Below are 17,190 nucleotides of genomic sequence, written 5' to 3'. Positions count from 1 at the left end.
GAGACCACCTCACTATCGATGTCCTGCGGTACCCGGGCCCTCAATTTCCGCCCGGGCGATCCTGATGGCGCCTGGCCCCTCCGTTCTTCCCTCTGCTGACCGAAAACCTCTTGGTACGGCGAACTGCACCTACCGAACTGCGGTACTTCTCCCGGCGGCCCCTGATCACCGCGGGCCACCCGGTGCGGTCGTCAGCCCCGACGCCATCTGGCAATCCAGCGCCGGAACTCCACCACCGCACCGTCCTGCAACTGCGAGTACTGCTGCCCGGCAGTTCGTCTCTGCCAGGCCCTGCTCGATCTCGGCTACGTGAGAAACCATAGCCACACCGCCCCCCAATGTCTACTCCGGCGAACATAGATTTTCACGTGTCGATCGCAGAGGTAGTCGCCCTCGACCACGACCGGAGCGCCCGGCAGCACGGCGGCACGGCGGCACGGCGGCAGCCCGCAGACGTGCTCGGCGCCGAGGTCATCGGATGGCGGGCGTTCCCACCTCCCCGAGGTGCTCGTGCGCCAGGCGCACAGCCATGGCGCCCTCACCGACCGCGGAGGCCACCCGCTTGACCGAGCCGCTGCGGACGTCGCCGACGGCGAAGACTCCCGGCAGACCGGTCTCCAGGGCGAGCGGGGTGCGGGCGAGGCGACTCCAGAGGTCCGCTGTCACCTGGACCACGTCCTGCCCGGTCGGAATGAAGCCCCGCCGGTCCAGGGTGACGGCGTCGGCGAGCCAGGAGGTGGCGGGGCGCGCGCCGATGAAGACGAACAGGGCGCGGGCTGCCAGCACCTGCTGCTCGCGGGTGCGGTTGTTCTCGACGACGAGGGATTCGACCCGGTCCTCGCCGGTGACCTCCCGGACTTCGGTATGCAGCCGGACGTCGATCCGGGGGTGCCGCTCGATCCTGTCGATCAGGTAGCGGGACATACTGTGCTCCAGGTCCCCACCGCGGACCAGAAGATGGACGGCGGGCGACTCGCGAGCCAGGAACAGGGCTGCTTGGCCGGCGGAGTTGCCGCCGCCCACGACGGCGACCGGGTCAAGGCGACAGTTCCGTGCTTCCCAGACGGTGGCGGCGTAGTGGACCCCGAGTCCTTCGAACCGCTCGACGCCGGGGGCGGTCAGCCGCCGGTAGCGGGCGCCGGTGGCCACCACGACGTTGGTGGCGGTGGCCGTGCCGCCGTCGGCGAGTCGCACCACGTTGGTCCCGTCGCGCTGTTCGAGGCCGGTGGCCTCGGCGGGGACGTCGATCCGGGCGCCGAACCGCTTGGCCTGTACGACGGCGCGTTCGGCGAGTTCCATGCCGGAGATCCCGGCGGGGAAACCGAGGTAGTTCTCGATCCGGGAGGAGGTCCCGGCCTGGCCGCCGGTCGCCACACCGTCCAGGACGACAGTGGAGAGTCCCTCGGAGGCGCCGTACACCGCGGCGGCAAGGCCCCCGGGTCCCGCGCCGACCACCACCAGGTCGCAGACGGCCTTCGCGGCGGTCTCGGTCCGCAGCCCGATGACCTGGGCGAGTTCGACGTTGGAGGGATTGCGCAGCACCCGGTAGTCGTTCCAGACGACGATCGGGGTCTCCTCGGGAGCGATCCCGAGACGGGTGAGCAGCGCCTCGGCCTCGGTGTCCTTCTCCAGATCGGCCCAGCGGTGCGGGAGGCGGTTGCGGGCGGCGAACTCCAGCAGCCGCCGGGTGTCGGCGGAAAAGGCGGAGCCGATGATGCGGAAGCCCGTGCCCGCGCCGGCCAGCATCCTACGGCGCAGAAGGTAGGCCCGCAGGATGACGTCGCCGAGCGCGGGTTCGCGGCTGAGCAGGTCGCGCAGGGCGGCCGAACCCACAGCCAGTACCTCTCCGGGCCTGTTCACCACCGCGCTGACGAAGGCGGTCTGGCCCTCCAGTACGCCCAGTTCGCCGAGGAAGCTGCGCGGACCGTGCAACTGGACGACGTGCTCCTGGTCGTCGCGGCCTTCGACCACGGCCACCGTGCCGCTGAGGACGACGAAGAACTCGTCACCGCGTTCGCCGGCCCGGAAGAGCTGTTCCCCCTCGCGGACCTGCCGTTTCTGTCCGCAGGAACTCAGGGTCGCGATCTGGTCGTCCGTCAGCCGCGGGTAGGCACCATGGACGTCGGCCGTCGGGGTCGGGGTCGGGGTCGGGGTCGGGGTCGGCACGGTTCGCTCCCCTCAGACCATCGCTTCGTGCACGAAACACCACCGCCAGTCCTCGCCGGGTTCGAACGACTGGACGATCGGGTGCCCGTCGGCCGCCGCGTGAGCGCGGGCGTGCCGCATCGGCGAGGAGTCGCAGCAGCCGACGTGGCCACAGGTCAGGCAGAGGCGCAGGTGCACCCACTGCGTCCCCGTGCGCAGGCAGTCCTCGCAGCCCTGCGGGGTTCTGGGCGCGACGGGCCGGACCATGGACAGGTGCGGGTCGGGAGAGTTGGTCATCACGGCCTCCGGGAGGCGGGATCGGCTGGTCCATGGGACGTCGACAGCGCCTCGTCCACCCACTGGCGCAGCGCGTTCGCGGGCGCGGCGCCGGTCTGGCGGGCGACTTGCCTGCCCCTGTCGAGGATCAGCAGGGTGGGTACGGCTTGGACCTCGAACCGCCGCGCCAAAGCTGGGGACTTGTCGATGTCGACCTTGACGAGTTTGATCCGCCCGGCCAGGTCCGTGGCGACCCGTTCGAGGGCCGGGCTCACCATGCGGCAGGGGCCGCACCAGGTGGCCCAGAGGTCGACCAGCACCGGCAGGCTCGCCTGCTCGGCGACCTCCCCGAAGTCGGCGTCGCCCGCTTCGGCGATCCACGGAAGCGGGGCCCGGCAGTTTCCGCAGCGCGGGCTGCCCTCCGCCGCGGCGGGTACGCGGTTGGTCCGGCCGCAGTTGGCGCAGGCGACCATCCGCGCCGAACTCCCGGCACCGTCGGTACGGCCGCTGCGGTCGGCTCGGCCTTCCGGAGAAGTACTCATCACGGCTCCTGCGGCTCGTCCTGGAGGGTGACGGTCAGTTCGCCGCCCGCGGCGTCGACCAGGACGGTCACGCCTTCGCGTGCCTCGCCGCTGAGCAGCGCGCGGCCGATCCTGGTCTCGACCTCGTGCGAGATGAAGCGGCGCAGCGGCCTGGCTCCGTAGACCGGGTCGTAGCCCTCGGCGGCGATCAGGTGGCGGGCCGGCTCGGTGAGGAGGAGCGTGATGCGCTGCTCGGAGAGGCGGTCGCGCAGCTCGTCGAGGAGCAGATCGACGATGCGCTCGATCTGCGCGATGCCGAGCGGGTGGAAGAGGACGATGTCGTCGACGCGGTTGAGGAACTCGGGGCGGAAATGGCCGTTGAGTTCGGTCATCACCAGCGCCCGCGCCTCGGGCTTGATCTCGCCCGCCTGAGTGGCGTCCTGGAGCAGGTACTGCGACCCGAGGTTGGAGGTCATGATGATCACGGTGTTGCGGAAGTCGACGGTCCGGCCCTGGGCATCGGTGATCCGGCCGTCGTCCAGCACTTGCAGCAGCGTGTTGAAGACGTCGGCGTGCGCCTTCTCGATCTCGTCGAACAGGATGACGGAGTACGGCTTGCGGCGTACCGCCTCGGTGAGCTGGCCGCCCTCCTCGTAGCCCACGTATCCGGGGGGCGCGCCGACCAGTCGGCTGACGGTGTGGCGTTCCTGGTACTCGCTCATGTCGAGGGGGATCATGTTGCTCTCGCTGTCGAACAGCGCTGCGGCCAGCGTCTTGGCCAGTTCGGTCTTCCCGACGCCGGTCGGGCCGAGGAAGATGAACGAGCCGATCGGCCGGCGCGGGTCGCGTACCCCGGAGCGGGCCCGGATCACCGCGTCGGCGACGAGCTGGACGGCCTCGTCCTGGCCCACGACCCGCTCGCGCAGGATCTCGTCCAGCTTGAGCAGCTTCTGCCGTTCGCCCTCCTGAAGGCGGGTGACGGGGATGCCGGTCCACGCGGAGACGATCTCGGCGATCTCCTCGGCGGTCACCACCTCGCGCAGCAGCCGGCTCTCGCCCTGCTTGTCGGCGAGGTGCTCCTCCTCGGACGCCAGGCGCCGCTCGAGTTCGGCGACCGTTCCGTAGCGAAGTTGGGCGGCACGGTTGAGGTCGTAGGCGCGTTCGGCGTGCTCGGCCTCCTGCCGGGCGCGTTCCAGGTCCTGGCGCAGTTCCTGGACCTTGCGGATGGCCTGGCGCTCGGCCTCCCACTGGGCATGCTTGGCGTCCACCTCACCGCGCAGGTCCGCCAGTTCACGCCGCAGGTCCTCCAGGCGGGCGCGGCTTGCGGGGTCGGTCTCCTGGTCCAGCGCGGCCTCCTCGATCTCCAGGCGGGTTGCCCGGCGGGTGAGTTCGTCGAGTTCGGCGGGCATGGAGTCGATCTCGGTCCGCAGCCGCGCGCAGGCCTCGTCGACCAGGTCGATGGCCTTGTCCGGGAGGAAGCGGTCGCTGATGTAGCGGTGGCTGAGGGTGGCCGCGGCGACCAGGGCGTTGTCCTGGATCTTGACGCCGTGGAAGATCTCCAGTCGCTCCCGGATGCCGCGCAGGATGGAGATGGCGTCCTCGACGGTCGGCTCGTCCACCTGGACGGTCTGGAAGCGGCGCTCCAGGGCGGCGTCGGACTCGATGTGCTTGCGGTACTCGTCCAGCGTGGTGGCCCCGATCATGTGCAGCTCGCCGCGGGCCAGCATCGGCTTGAGCATGTTGCCCGCGTCCATCGCGCCCTCGGCGGCGCCGGCCCCGACGACGGTGTGCAACTCGTCCACGAACAGCAGGATTCGGCCCTCGGCGCCCTTGACCTCCGACAGAACGGCCTTGAGGCGCTCCTCGAACTCGCCGCGGTACTTCGCCCCGGCCACCAGCGACCCCATGTCGAGCGAGAACACCGTCTTGTCCCGCAGCCCTTCGGGCACGTCGCCGCGCACGATCCGCTGGGCCAGGCCCTCGACGATGGCGGTCTTGCCGACGCCCGGTTCGCCGATCAGGACCGGGTTGTTCTTGCTCTTGCGGCTGAGGATCTGGATCACCCGGCGGATCTCGGCGTCCCGGCCGATCACCGGGTCGAGGCGGCCGGTGCGGGCCTCGACGACGAGGTCGCGCCCGTACTTCTCCAGGGCCTCGTAGGCTTCCTCAGGATTGGCGGAGGTGACCCGCTGATTCCCGCGCACCGTGGTGAGGGCGGCGAGGAAGGAGTCCTTGGTGACGCCCTGTTCGCCGAGCCGCCGGCCGGCCGCGGTGGTCGAACCCTCGTCCACCAGCGCCAGCACCAGGTGCTCGGTGGAGACGTACTCGTCCTTGAGCCGCTTGGCCTCCTGCTCCGCGCTGTCCAGCAGCCGGGCCAACCGCTGGGTCACCACCACCTGCCCGGGGGCGGCACCCGGACCGGTCGTGCGCGGGCGCTTGGCGAGATCGGCCTCGACTGCGGCCCGCAGGGCGGCCGGATCGGCGCCGGCGTCGGCCAGCAGACGGGTGGTCAGGCCATCCTGCTGATCGAGCAGGGCCAGCAGCAGGTGCTCCCCGTCGACCTCGGTCTGGCCCATCCGCACCGCGACGCTCTGCGCTTCCTGAAGCGCTTCCTGGGACTTCTGGGTGAGGCGGTTCATGTCCATGTCGTGGGCTCCTTGGCGGCTCGCTCGCTGTGCCGCAGTGCGGTTTCCAGGCGTTCGATACGGTCGAGCAGGTCCAGGACCACGCCGATGGCCGCGTAGTTGAGGCACAGTCCGTCCCTCAGCCGCAGCACCCGGGCGATGGCCGACGGCGCGCTCGGCCGGAACCACAGCCGGCCCCGTGCGTCACGCTCGGCGTCCACCAGTCCGAGGGCGACGAAACGGCTGACGAGTTCGGGCGGCAGTCCACTCCTGCTGACCACTCCGGCCATGGGGAGCTGGTAGGGGCTCGGACTGGTCCGGTAGACGCGCACCAACGGATAAGCAGCCCTGGTGACGGGCTGTCCGGCTCCTTGGGCGGGAGAACGGTGTTCGGCTCTCATGTCTGCTTCCTCGGGTCGAAGGAGGAGACGGCGGCCAGTTCCTCGAACAGCTCACGCTCGCGCGGGCTGGGCGAGGGCGGCACCATCACCTGGATCTCGGCGTAGAGGTGCCCGGGGGAACCCTTGGGGTGCGGCATCCCCTCGCCGCGCAGCCGCAGCCGGCGGCCGGTGGAGGTACCGGGCGGCACATGCACCTTGACCGTCCCGCCCGGAGCGGAGAGCGGCACCGTGGCCCCCAGCGCGGCCTCCCAGGCGGTGACCGGCAGATCGACATGGATGTCGCGCCCAACAAGCCGGTAGCGCGGATGGGGGGCGATGCGGACCACCAGGTAGAGGTCCCCGGCGGAACCCGGACCGCGGCCCCGGCCACCCTCTCCCGCGAGCCGGATGCGCTGCCCGTCGACGACGCCGGCCGGAATGGTGACGTCGTAGCTGCGCTCCCCGCCGGGCCCGCCGAGGGTGATCTTCCGCCGGCCGCCGCGGTACGCCTCCTCCACGCTGAGCGTGAGTTCGGCCTCCTGGTCAGCGCCGGGCATCGGGCTGCCCCGCCCGGCGCCCGCCCGGCCGCCGAACATGCCTCCGAAGAGATCTTCGAAGTCCACGCCGGAGGCGTCGAAACCGGTCTCCGTCCAGGTCCGGCCGCCTGCCCGGTCGGCGCCTCGGGTGCCGCCGAAGGGACTGCCGCGGTACGCGCCGGCTCCGCCGCCGAAGCCCTGGCCGGCCGCGACACGCTCGTCGTAGTCCTCCGGAATCTGCCGGAAGTCGGGGCCGAAGCGGTCGTAGCGGGACCGGGTGTCGGGGTCGGACAGCACGCCGTACGCCTCGTTGATCTGCTTGAAGCGCTCCTCCGCGGCCGGATCGCGGTTGACGTCCGGGTGGTAGCGGCGGGCCAGGGTACGGAACGCCTGCTGGATCTCGGCGCCGTCGGCGGTGCGGGGAACGCCCAGCACCTCGTAGTAGTCCTCTGCCATGGCGGCCTCACTCCTGCTTGCGGCTGACAACCACCGCGGCCGGCCGCAGCTGGTGACCGGCTTCGCCGTAGCCGGGCCGCAGCACCTGGATGACGGTGCCCGCAGGTGCGTCAGGGGTGTCCACCACGGACACCACCTCGTGCTGCTCGGGGTGGAAGGGGACGCCGGTCTCCTCGTGGCGGGGGTAGCCGAGGCTTCGCAGCACCTCGACGGCCTGGTCGCGTACCGCCCGGACTCCGCTGACGATCGCGCCGGGGTCGCCGTCGCCCGCGTGGGCGAGGGCCAGTTCGAGATTGTCGACGACCGGGAGGAACGCCGAGGCCACCTTGGCCCGCTCGGCCTCCCGTTCCCGGGGAAGCTCACGGGCGTGGCGCTTGCGGAGGTTGTCGAGGTCGGCGAGGGCTCGCCGCCACCGGTCCTCCAGTTCCTCCACCTCGGGGCCGCGGTGTGCGGGTGCCGCCTCCTGCTCCCCGGCTTCGGGGACCCGCGGGGGCGTCTGCGGTGCGGGTGCGCGCGGGTCGCCGCCGGGCTCGCCGGACCCGTCGGCCGGCGTCTGCTCGGACTCGGCCGGCGTCCGCTCGGACTCGGGCGGGGAGCGGTCCTCGGCGGGGCGCGTCTGTTCCTGATCCGACATGTCGCCGCCTCAGCTCTTGTCGAAATCGGCGTCGATGACCTCGTCGTCGCCTCTCGACGAGGAGCCGCCTTCGGGACCCTGGTCGGGCTCTGCGCCGGGTTGGGCGTCACCCCCGGCCCCGCCCGGTCCAGCGGCGTGGGCGGCCAGCGCCGCGTGGATCTGCTGGAGTTCGGAGGTCAGGCTCCGGGACCGTTCCGCCGGCGCCTCCTCCTTGACGGCGGTGCGTGCCTCGTCGACGAGCAGTCGGGCGCGGGCGCGCTCGTGCTCCGGTGCGGCGTCGCCGAGGTCGTCCAGCCGGCGCTCCACCTGGTACGCGGCGGCGTCGAGCTCGTTGCGGGCGTCGATGGCCTCGCGCAGGGCCAGGTCGGAGCTGCGGTTGGTCTCGGCCTCGTTGATCATCCGCTCGACCTCGGACGGGTCGAGGTTGGAGCCTTCGCTGATGGTGATCGACTGCTCGGCGCCGGTGTCCCGGTCCTTGGCGCTGACCCTGAGGATGCCGTTGGCGTCGATGTCGAAGGTGACCTCGATCTGGGTCTCCCCGCGCGGAGCCGGCCGCAGGTTCTCCAGCCGGAAGCGGCCCAGCACCCTGTTGTCAGCGGCCAGTTCGCGCTCGCCCTGGAGCACCACGATGTCCACGGCCGGCTGGTTGTCCTCAGCCGTGGAGAAGGTCTCCGACCGGCGGGCAGGGACGGTGGTGTTCCGCTCGATGATCTTGGTCATCACGCCGCCGGCCGTCTCGACGCCCAGCGACAGCGGGGTGACGTCCAGCAGCAGGACGTCCTTGACCTCGCCCTTGAGCACGCCGGCCTGGATGGCGGCGCCCAGCGCCACCACCTCGTCGGGGTTGACGCTCATGTTCGGGTCCTTGCCGCCGGTCATCCGGCGGACCAGGTTCTGCACGGCCGGAATACGGGTCGAGCCGCCGACGAGAATGACCTCGTCGATGTCGTTGTCGGTGACCTTGGCGTCGCTCATCGCCGTCCTGACCGGTTCCAGGCAGCGCTCCACCAGGTCCGAGGTGATCTGCTCGAAGGTGGAGCGGCGGACCGTCTCGGTGAGGTGCTTGGGCCCGGAGGCGTCCGCCGTGATGAACGGGAGGCTCACCTGGGTCTGGCTGACCGAACTCAGCTCGGTCTTCGCCTTCTCGGCCGCCTCGAAGAGGCGCTGCAGCGCCTGCGGGTCCTTGCGCAGGTCGATGCCCTCGGCCTTCTGGAAGCCGTCCGCCAGGTGGTCCACCAGCCGGCGGTCGAAGTCGTCGCCGCCCAGGTGGGAGTCGCCCGCCGTGGCGCGGACCTCCACCACGCCGTCGCCGACGTCCAGCAGGCTGACGTCGAACGTGCCGCCGCCGAGGTCGAAGACCATGACCGTCTCATGGCCCTTCTTGTCCAGCCCGTAGGCCAGCGCCGCGGCTGTCGGTTCGTTGATGATCCGCAGGACTTCGAGGCCGGCGATCTTCCCGGCGTCCTTGGTGGCCTGGCGCTGGGCGTCGTTGAAGTACGCCGGTACGGTGATGACCGCCTCGGTCACCTTCTCGCCGAGCGACTTCCCGGCGTCGTCGGCGAGCTTGCGCAGCACCTGCGCGCTGATCTCCTCCGGCGCGTACAGCTTTCCGCCCACCTCGAAGCGGGCCACCCCGCCGGGCCCCTCGACCACGTCGAAGGAGACCGCCTTGGCCTCGTCGGAGATCTCGTCGTAGCGACGTCCGATGAACCGCTTCGCGGAGGTGATGGTGCCCTTGGGGTTGAGGATCGACTGCCGGCGCGCGAGCTGTCCGACCAACCGCTGGCCGTCATCGGAGAAGGCGACCACCGACGGGGTCGTCCTGGCCCCCTCCGCGTTCGGGACGACAGCGGGCTCACCGCCCTCCCAGACCGCGATGACCGAGTTGGTGGTGCCGAGATCGATGCCTACTGCCTTCGCCATAAGAATCTCCTCCGTCGCGACGCGGACCGGTCGGCGGGCTGCCAGGCGGACGGAGCCGGGGCACACCGCACCACGTCGCAGCCTCGCGCGGTACGCGGCGCTCTTCCTCGCCCCGGCAGGACCAATCCGGGCTGACGTTCCGGTCCGCGAGGACGGGGACGCGGCACGGTCCGCAGGTGAGACCCCGTGTCGAGCGGCGTAGCGTGGCAGGTGGGAAGTCGCTGTCGAGCCGCGAATGGACCTGCGATGGACGCTGTTCCCTTTCCGACCGCCGAACCCCGCCACCCCAGCCCGCAGCCGGGAACCGCCCGGCACGCACTGCTACGGCTGGTAACGGTCATGCTCGACGGCGAGGACGAGCGCGAGGTGCTGTGGGGGGCCATGGCGGCGATCGCCGCCACCGGCCCCTTCACCGCCGAAGCGGCCTACACCGTGCACGACGGTCTGGCGCGGCGCTGCCCACCGCGCCGGCTCGCTCCTCCCGGCGCCGCCCGGCCGGGGGGTGCGGCGGCGCGGAAACCGGCGGTGGGCCCCGCCGGCGGGGCCCCGGCTGAGGCGACTGTCGCCGACGTGGTGGCCGCCGACCGGCTCGACCGGCGGATCGACGCTCTGGACGGCCGCAGCCGGCACCTGCACGAGCCGGGCGGGCCGTGGGCACGAGCCATCGCTCTGCGATACCGGGACGACTGCCTCGGCTATCTCGTCGTCCGATCCCTGACCACGCCCTCGGCCGAGGAGACCGCCCTGACCGACCTGCTCGCACAGCAGACCGGGATCGCCCTCGCGCGCCTCACCGGGCACCGGGCAGATCCGGCCCGCGTCGGGTCGGAGGGGGTGCCGGGGATCGGGGACCTGCCGGACACCGAGAACCCACCGGGGACCGAGGGCGGCTCACCCACCCCAGGACTCGACGCGACCGTCTCCGTCCTGGCCGCGCGGCTCGCCGTCCAGGAAGCGCTCTCCCGCGCCGCCGCCTCCGGGTGCGGCGAGACCGGAATCCTGCGGGAACTGCACGCTCACACGGGATTCGCGGCCCTCACCGAGGACCGCTTCGGCAACCCGCGGGCCTGGGCGGGGCCCGGCGGGGAACCCTGCCGAGAGGGCACGAGCGGACCGCGCCCCCGCTCGGGACACCGGGACCGGGACGCCCTGATCCGTGACGCGCGCCACCACCCCGGCGCCGTCCGCGACCGGGACCGGCTGATCGTCCCCATCGAGATGGCCGGAGATCTGCTCGGCGTGGCAGCACTCGTCGATCCGGACCAGCGGGCCACGGAAACGGACACCTCAGCGCTCGAACAGGCCGCCCTGGTGCTGGCCCCCCTGCTCTCCCACGAACGCAGACTGGTCGAGCTGAAGCCCCGCCTCGGCCACGACCTGGTCGACCGGCTGATCGCGGGAGAGACGACCGACGACGACTTCGCCCAGGCGGCCGTCCTCGGCCACGACCTGCACCGGCCGTACAGGGTCGCGGTACTGGAGTGGCCCGGGACGGCCGAGAGGGCCGCGCTCGGCGATGCGGTGGCGCGGGCGGCCGGGCGGCTGCGCCTGGACGTACTCGTCGGCTCCCGTGGCCCGACCACGGTCGTCCTCGTGGCCGGCGAGGACCGGCGTGATCCGGAAGGTGAGTTGTACCGGGCCGTCGCGGACGAACTCGGCGCCGGAGCCGGCTCGATCGGGGTCGGCGGCCGCTGCGACGCCTTCACCGAACTGCCGCACTCCTACGACGAGGCCGTCCGTGCCCTCACCGTCCGCCGCCGTTCCCAGGACCCGAACGGAAGCACCAGCTTCGAGGACCTGGGCCTGTGCCGCATGATGGGCACCGGCGAAGGCGAACGGGAGGCCGACCGCTTCGTCCGCGAATGGCTGGGACAGCTGCTGGACTACGACTCCCACCACCACACCGAGCTGGTGACGACGCTCTCGCGCTATCTGGAGAGCGGCGGCAGCTACGACACGACCTCGGAGACGCTGCTCATCCACCGCAGCACGGTCCGCTACCGCCTCCAGCGCATCCGCGAGATCACCGGGCACGACCTCAGTGACGTCGAGACCCGCCTCAACCTGCACGTCGCCACCCGCATCCGCAACGTGCTCGACGCACCCCGCTGAACGGATACGCCCGCGCTCGTACGTAGCCAGGGCCCGGAACGACTGAGGAGTTGCCCGGCAGGCTTGCGGGTGAATCGTGAGAGGAGGCCATGGTCCATGGGCGGCGTGATCCACGATCCTGGCGACTCGGCCGGGCCGGGCCGTGCGGCGGCGGCTGTCTCCACCGGCACCCTGCCCAGTGCGGAAGCCGTGGATGACGCGCTGTCCGCGGCCTACGCACGGTTTCGGGACGACGCCTCGGGACGCGTGGCGGACTACATTCCCGCATTGGCCGAGGCCGATCCGAGCCTGTTCGGACTCAGCGTCGCCGACGGGCACGGAAGCGTTCGCCACGCCGGTGACGCCGGCCATCCGTTCTCCCTCCAGTCCATCTCGAAGGCGTTCGTGTTCGCCCTGGTGGACCAGGCCCTCGGGCGCGAGCCGGTCCGGCGGCGGGTGGGGGTCAACAACACCGGCCTGCCGTTCAACTCCGTCCTGGCCATCGAGCTCAATCACGGCAGCCCGATGAATCCGATGGTCAACGCCGGCGCACTGGCCACCACGAGCCTGGTCCCCGGCGCGGACGCCGCCGAGCGCTGGGACTTCGTCCACCACGGACTGTCCCGCTTCGCCGGCCGTGAACTCGACCTGGACACGCGGGTGTACGAGTCGGAGGCTGCCTCCAACCAGCGCAACGAGTCGATCGCCCGGCTGCTCGACAGCTACCACCGCCTCGGCTGGAATCCGATCGAGACCACGGACGTCTACACCATGCAGTGCTCCCTCTCGGTGACCACCCGCGACCTGGCCGTCATGGGAGCCACCCTCGCCGCCGGCGGGGTCAATCCCCTCACCGGGGATCAGGTCGTCGACGCCGCGGTATGCCGCGACACTCTGGCCGCGCTGGCCGCCTCCGGCCTGTACGAGCGCAGCGGCGACTGGCTCTACGAGATCGGCATGCCGGGCAAGAGCGGGGTATCCGGCGGCATCCTGACCATCGCTCCCGGCAAGGGCGGGCTGGCCGTGTTCTCCCCCGGTCTGGACCCGGCCGGCAACAGCGTCCGAGGCCAACGGGCGACCCACTACCTGTCCGGCGCGCTGGGCCTCAACCTCTTCGCATCCGCCCCGCAAGATCCGCGGTAGGCGCCACGCCCTCGACGGGAGTGGCCGTGATCTCCGGTTCCCACACCGCCGAGGACGCGCCCCCGGGCACAGCCCGAGCAGCCGGTGCTCGGAACCGTTCGGAAGCGACCCGCTGTACCGAGCCGCGCCCCTGTCCGTGTGGCGGCCGAGGCGGAGCCGGTGAACGCCGGCGAGGTGGCGGTGACGAGGTAAGGCGTCGGCCGCCGCGACGGTCTGGGGGACCTTCCCGCCGGTCGTGGTGGCGTCGCGGTCACGGGCGGCCTGGTCCCCGATCCTTCCGCCGATCCTCCTGATCCTGATCCTGCTCCTGTTCCTGCTCCTGTTCCCCGCGGGACCGCCGACCAGGCCGGAGGCGCGCGGCCGGGGTTGCGGTCCGAGCGCCGAAGTCCCCCGGTCCCGTCGTGCCGGCACCGATCAGGGGTAGGCGCTCCACATGACGACAGGCCCGACCCTCGGCGTGGAAGAAGAGTTCCTGCTGCTCGACCGGGAGACCGGACTGCCGACCCCGCGCGTGGGCGAGGTGCAGGCGGCGGCCGAGCGGGAGCCCGGCCTGCGGCGCGAAGAGGTCGACAGCGAGCTGCTGCAGGCGCAGGTCGAGATCGCCACCCCGGTGTGCTCCGAACTCGACGAGGCCGCCTCGCATCTCGTCCGGTACCGGCGGACCGTCGCAGCCGCGGCACGCCATGCCGGCTGCCGGCTCGCCTCCACCGGGGCCGCGCCCGTGGCGGACGGACCGGCGGTACCCGTGACAGCCACGCGGCGTTACCGGGAGATACGGGCGGACGTGGCGCGACTGGTCGACGAGCAGTTGATCTGCGGCATGCACATCCACGTAGCCGTACCCGACCGCGAAGCCGGAGCCGCCGCGCTCGGCCGGCTGCGCCCCTGGCTGCCGGTGCTGGTGGCGCTGGGCGCCAACTCCCCCTTCTGGGAGGGGCGGGACACCGGGTTCGCCAGCTGGCGCACCGTGGTGTTCGGGCGCTGGCCGGTCAGCGGGCCGCCGCCCTTCTTCTCCGGCGCCGCCCACTACGAGGAGCGGGTGGCGGCCCTGCTGGCCACCGGCGTGGTCGCCGACCGGCACCAGCTCTACTGGCACGCGCGGCTGTCCGACGAATACCCGACGCTCGAGGTTCGGGCTCCCGATGTCCAGCTCGACGTCGAGAGTGCGGTCACGATCGCGGGTATGGCACGGGGGCTGGTGGCGACGGCGTTGCGCGAGGGCCGCCGAGGAGCCCGCCCGCTGGACCCACCGGCCAGCGTGCTGCAAGCCGCCGGGTGGCATGCCGCCCGCCGCGGCCTGAGCGCCGACCTGGTCGATCCGCGCACCGCCACCCCCTCGTCCGCGGCCGAAGTGGTCGGTTCGCTGCTGGAACGCATCGCCCCCGCGCTCAAGGAGTTCGGCGACGCCGGCCGCGTGAATGCCGGCGCGCAGCGCCTCATCCGCAACGGAACGGGGGCCGCACGGCAGCGGGCCGCGTTCGCGCGGGGCGGCATGGACGGCCTCGTGGACCTGATAGCGCCCGACCCGGAACAGCCCGCCTGAGGCCCCGGCCAGGGCTGCCTCCCCTCTCACGCGGCCCCGGTCGGATGAGCGCGGCATACGCGAGGCGGACGACGATCGAGCGGATGCCCCCGACGAGGGGACGGGGCGACAGGGGCGGGGCGACAGGAGGGCCGATGAACGCCCGCGACCCGTCACGCCCGACCCGTCACGCCCGAGCCGCGCGGCGGCGTGCTGGCGGTCAGCCCGCCTGGTCGCCGGATTCCAGGGCGAGAAGGGCGAGCAGGTCGGCGACGGTGGGCCCGGCGTCGGCGGGGTGCCGGAGCCTGGTGCCCGGGGGGATCTCGTAGTGGTTGGCGCGTCCGACCCGCGTGTGCCTGAGGTAACCGTCGCCTTCCAGGTCGGCGATGATCCTCTGCACCGCACGCTCGGTCAGCAGGCATCGTGCCGCGATGTCGCGCACGCGGACCCCGGGGTCACGGGCGATGGCGGCCAGTACCCGCGCGTGGTTGGTCAGGAAGGTCCAGGTCGGGCGGGCGTCGGCTGGTTCGGGCACCCGCCCACCCTACGGCGAGTTGTTCCTGGCGCTCAATTCATGAACAATATTTCGTGTATTCCTTGACGTGTGCGGAGCGGAAGGGAACGCTCATGGCCAGGTACAACCACAGAGGGGGGTAGGTCCCATGTCCGTCACAGAACCCGTGTCAGCCGCCGGCAACCACATGCTCGCTCACGGAGACGACCCGGCGCAGTCGAGGACCGCCACCTTCAGGGACATCGGCTCGGGCCTCACCATCCGGACCGTCGAGCGGAACGGCCGCTGCCGGGCCGCCGTATGCGGCGAGATCGATTTCGCCACCGCGGCGGGCGTCGGCAGCGTGCTGGCGCACTGCCTGGAACGCTCACCGGGCGGCCTGGACCTCGACCTCGGCGACGTCCGGTTCTTCGACTGCGCAGGTCTGAACATGTTGCTGCGGCTCAGGTCGCGGGCCATCGACCGCGAGGTCACGCTGACCGTCTCGGCGCTGGCACCGACGGTCGCACGGATACTGGAACTCACCGGCACCCGCGGGCTGTTCGGTAGCCCCGAAGAGGCCGGGCCCACGCTGCGGATCGTGCGTCCGGCCAGGTGGCGACCGCCCGCAGGACGGCGGCACGCTTAGGCCGTGTTGTGGTGGGTGGCGAGTTCGCCGCACAAGTCGTCACCGACGTGGCTGCCCAAGGCCGTGAGGACTGTGCGGGCGGCCCGTTCGGCCCGCTCGCGCGTGGCGTACGCGCCGTCGTGGCGAACGTGGTCGAGCGGCCTGTCGTTGTCGCGGGGAAGCGCCGGTGCGGTCTGGCGAGGCCCGGGCTGTGCGTGCATGGGTGAAGTCAGAGCGTTCCGTCTCGGCGCACCCGTCGGCCCGGTGGGCGGGCCGACGGGCACAGGGAGACGGACAAGCCGTCGGAGGCGGCCGGCGGCAGTGGTGGCCGCCGGCCGGGTCGGTTCAGCCGGGGTCGCCGACCAGCCCGGGGCGACCGCCTGGCTCGGCTGCGGCGCGATCGGCAAGGCGCTCTACTGCGCCGGCGGCGGCGACAGCACCGGTCCACACCCGCTCCTACGACCCGGCCACCGGCGCCTGGTCACCCCTGGCCGACATGCCGTTCGCGGGCAGCCCCCGGCATCCGTGAGGCCGGCTGCCACGGAGCGGGCCTTGCCGTCAGCGGCGCGGATGGCGTCCACGACCGCGCCTGCACGCTCCTCATCGCGTCCGGCAACCAGTGCGCGGGCGCCGCGCTCGCCCGGCCTGGCCGGGCACGAGCCACTTCTCCGCCGGCACTGCCGTGCCCAACTGCCCCGGTTCGCGCAGCGGTTCAGCCGCGGATCGTGGTGGTTTCGCGGGTGAACCGGCGGTGCCCGATCAGCTTGTAGGCCAAGCGGGCCGGGGCCGGCACGACCTTCAAGAACCTCTCCCGTTCCGCGTCGTCGGTCTCCTCGGTGATGTGGCCGAGGATGACCAGCCGCCGTGTGAGCGGAATCGCGCTCATGCCGTGCTTGCCGAGCGCGTCCCATTCGCGTTGCGTCAGCGTGACCGAGACGATCGGCAGTATCTTCTCCTCCTCCTCGGCCAGGTGGTCGATCAGTGTCGGCATCATGGCGTCGATGAGGGCCGCCATCCGCTCGCCGGCGGCGGCGTCAGCGCTCGCGGTCCACGCCGGCAGTTCCGCGCCGACGGCCGTGACGGCGTCGTCGACCTGCGCGTGCTGCGCGTCCATCCGGTCCATCAGCTCCGGGTCGAGCGCGGCGCGCTCGCGCAGCACGGGAAAGAGCAGTTCGTCCTCGCCGGTGTGGTGCGTGTGGAGGAAGTCCAGCATCTCCCGGGCGTGCGCGCCGACGACCTTGGATCGCGCAGGGTCATGGGCCGCGGAGCGCAGCAGTCGCGGGAGCTGACCGAACTCGCGCCGGATGACGCGGTGGATCAGCACCATCTCGTGGGTGTCGACGCCGGGTGCGGAAGAAGTGCTCACCGTGTCTCCTCGGCGGTCGCGGCGTTCTGGACGGCTTCGCGCACCGTGGTCGCCGGCCGGCCGATGAGCTTCACCAGGTCCTCGCGGGCGGTGAACAACTCTCCGCGGGCCAGGCCGGCGTCGGCGTCGGCGACGGCGGCAGCCATCTCCGGGGGCAGCCCCGCGGCGGTCAGGGCGGCGGTGTAATCGGCGACCGGCATGTCCTGGTAGGCGATGGGAGTGCCGAGGACTTCGCTGATCGTGGCGGCGAGTTCGGTCAGGGTGAACGCCGGTCCGCCCAGCTCGTAGGTCGCTCCGAGGTGCCCGTCCTGCGTCAGCACCGCGGCGGCGGCGGCCGCGTAGTCGCGGCGGCCGGCCGCGCTGACGAGACCGTCGTGGGGGGGGGGGGGGGGGGGGGCGGGGGGGGGGGGGGGGGGAGGGGGGTGGGTGGGTGTGGGTGTGGGGGAGGGGGA

16 protein-coding genes are annotated in these 17,190 nt (G+C 72.0%); 4 read left to right on the top strand and 12 right to left on the bottom strand.

All coding sequences use genetic code 11. From position 1 onward, the window contains the following. Positions 1 to 471 precede the first annotated feature (471 nt). The 8 genes from ACIPAE_RS37180 to dnaK form a co-directional block, all read right to left on the bottom strand. The gene (locus ACIPAE_RS37180; protein WP_402451507.1) at positions 472 to 2,166 is read right to left on the bottom strand and encodes an FAD-dependent oxidoreductase; all 1,695 of its coding nucleotides are present in this window, start codon (positions 2,164 to 2,166) and stop codon (positions 472 to 474) included. A 12-nt stretch (positions 2,167 to 2,178) separates the two neighbouring features. Next, on the bottom strand, positions 2,179 to 2,442 hold the full coding sequence (locus ACIPAE_RS37175) for a UBP-type zinc finger domain-containing protein (protein WP_402451505.1): 264 nt from the start codon (positions 2,440 to 2,442) through the stop codon (positions 2,179 to 2,181). Further along, entirely contained in the window at positions 2,442 to 2,894 is a 453-nt protein-coding gene (trxA, locus tag ACIPAE_RS37170) for a thioredoxin (RefSeq protein ID WP_329374541.1), read from the bottom strand. Before trxA ends, ACIPAE_RS37175 begins: the two co-directional genes overlap by 1 nt. A 68-nt stretch (positions 2,895 to 2,962) precedes the next feature. Continuing rightward, the gene (gene clpB / locus ACIPAE_RS37165) at positions 2,963 to 5,587 is read right to left on the bottom strand and encodes an ATP-dependent chaperone ClpB (RefSeq protein WP_402451503.1); all 2,625 of its coding nucleotides are present in this window, start codon (positions 5,585 to 5,587) and stop codon (positions 2,963 to 2,965) included. Beyond that, positions 5,578 to 5,967, bottom strand: coding sequence for a chaperone modulator CbpM (locus ACIPAE_RS37160; RefSeq protein WP_402451499.1), 390 nt, complete (start codon positions 5,965 to 5,967; stop codon positions 5,578 to 5,580). The genes clpB and ACIPAE_RS37160 overlap by 10 nt, the downstream gene beginning before the upstream one ends. Next, the gene (locus ACIPAE_RS37155) at positions 5,964 to 6,938 is read right to left on the bottom strand and encodes a J domain-containing protein (RefSeq protein WP_329372784.1); all 975 of its coding nucleotides are present in this window, start codon (positions 6,936 to 6,938) and stop codon (positions 5,964 to 5,966) included. The genes ACIPAE_RS37160 and ACIPAE_RS37155 overlap by 4 nt, the downstream gene beginning before the upstream one ends. Before the next feature lie 7 nt (positions 6,939 to 6,945). Next, positions 6,946 to 7,572 carry a nucleotide exchange factor GrpE gene (gene grpE, locus ACIPAE_RS37150; protein WP_402451497.1) on the bottom strand — a complete coding sequence of 209 codons (627 nt, stop codon included), beginning with the start codon at positions 7,570 to 7,572 and terminating at the stop codon, positions 6,946 to 6,948. Between the two features lie 9 nt (positions 7,573 to 7,581). Then, positions 7,582 to 9,495, bottom strand: a complete 1,914-nt coding sequence (gene dnaK / locus ACIPAE_RS37145) for a molecular chaperone DnaK (protein WP_402451494.1) — start codon at positions 9,493 to 9,495, stop codon at positions 7,582 to 7,584. A 246-nt stretch (positions 9,496 to 9,741) separates the two neighbouring features. Here dnaK and ACIPAE_RS37140 point away from each other — a divergent pair, with 246 nt between their 5' ends. The 3 genes from ACIPAE_RS37140 to ACIPAE_RS37130 all read left to right on the top strand — a co-directional run bounded on the left by ACIPAE_RS37140 (position 9,742) and on the right by ACIPAE_RS37130 (position 14,272). Further along, positions 9,742 to 11,607 carry a PucR family transcriptional regulator gene (locus ACIPAE_RS37140; RefSeq protein WP_402451492.1) on the top strand — a complete coding sequence of 622 codons (1,866 nt, stop codon included), beginning with the start codon at positions 9,742 to 9,744 and terminating at the stop codon, positions 11,605 to 11,607. A 96-nt stretch (positions 11,608 to 11,703) separates the two neighbouring features. Continuing rightward, complete coding sequence (gene glsA / locus ACIPAE_RS37135) at positions 11,704 to 12,729, top strand: glutaminase A (protein WP_402451490.1); 1,026 nt, start codon at positions 11,704 to 11,706, stop codon at positions 12,727 to 12,729. 433 nt (positions 12,730 to 13,162) lie between these two features. After that, positions 13,163 to 14,272 carry a glutamate--cysteine ligase gene (locus tag ACIPAE_RS37130; RefSeq protein WP_402451489.1) on the top strand — a complete coding sequence of 370 codons (1,110 nt, stop codon included), beginning with the start codon at positions 13,163 to 13,165 and terminating at the stop codon, positions 14,270 to 14,272. Between the two features lie 199 nt (positions 14,273 to 14,471). Here ACIPAE_RS37130 and ACIPAE_RS37125 read toward each other — a convergent pair whose 3' ends face one another. Next, positions 14,472 to 14,786 carry a helix-turn-helix domain-containing protein gene (locus ACIPAE_RS37125; RefSeq protein WP_329372771.1) on the bottom strand — a complete coding sequence of 105 codons (315 nt, stop codon included), beginning with the start codon at positions 14,784 to 14,786 and terminating at the stop codon, positions 14,472 to 14,474. 127 nt (positions 14,787 to 14,913) lie between these two features. Between ACIPAE_RS37125 and ACIPAE_RS37120 the strand changes: the two genes are divergently transcribed. Then, a complete protein-coding gene (locus ACIPAE_RS37120; protein ID WP_329372769.1) occupies positions 14,914 to 15,393 on the top strand; it encodes an STAS domain-containing protein in 480 nt (159 codons plus the stop codon). On the opposite strand, the gene ACIPAE_RS37115 is transcribed toward ACIPAE_RS37120, so the two are convergent. The 3 genes from ACIPAE_RS37115 to ACIPAE_RS37105 all read right to left on the bottom strand — a co-directional run bounded on the left by ACIPAE_RS37115 (position 15,390) and on the right by ACIPAE_RS37105 (position 17,058). Continuing rightward, entirely contained in the window at positions 15,390 to 15,593 is a 204-nt protein-coding gene (locus ACIPAE_RS37115; RefSeq protein ID WP_402451486.1) for a hypothetical protein, read from the bottom strand. The two genes, ACIPAE_RS37120 and ACIPAE_RS37115, sit on opposite strands and share 4 nt — an antisense overlap. Before the next feature lie 491 nt (positions 15,594 to 16,084). Beyond that, positions 16,085 to 16,738, bottom strand: coding sequence for a hemerythrin domain-containing protein (locus tag ACIPAE_RS37110; RefSeq protein WP_329372765.1), 654 nt, complete (start codon positions 16,736 to 16,738; stop codon positions 16,085 to 16,087). Then, complete coding sequence (locus ACIPAE_RS37105; protein ID WP_402451484.1) at positions 16,735 to 17,058, bottom strand: hypothetical protein; 324 nt, start codon at positions 17,056 to 17,058, stop codon at positions 16,735 to 16,737. Before ACIPAE_RS37105 ends, ACIPAE_RS37110 begins: the two co-directional genes overlap by 4 nt. Between the last annotated feature and the right edge of the window lie 132 nt (positions 17,059 to 17,190).

It is taken from the genome of Streptomyces sp. NPDC087270 (assembly GCF_044744625.1).
Lineage (GTDB): Bacteria > Actinomycetota > Actinomycetes > Streptomycetales > Streptomycetaceae > Actinacidiphila.
The sequence above is the reverse complement of the archived record's forward strand: the minus strand, read 5'-3'. Positions and strand labels throughout refer to the sequence as shown.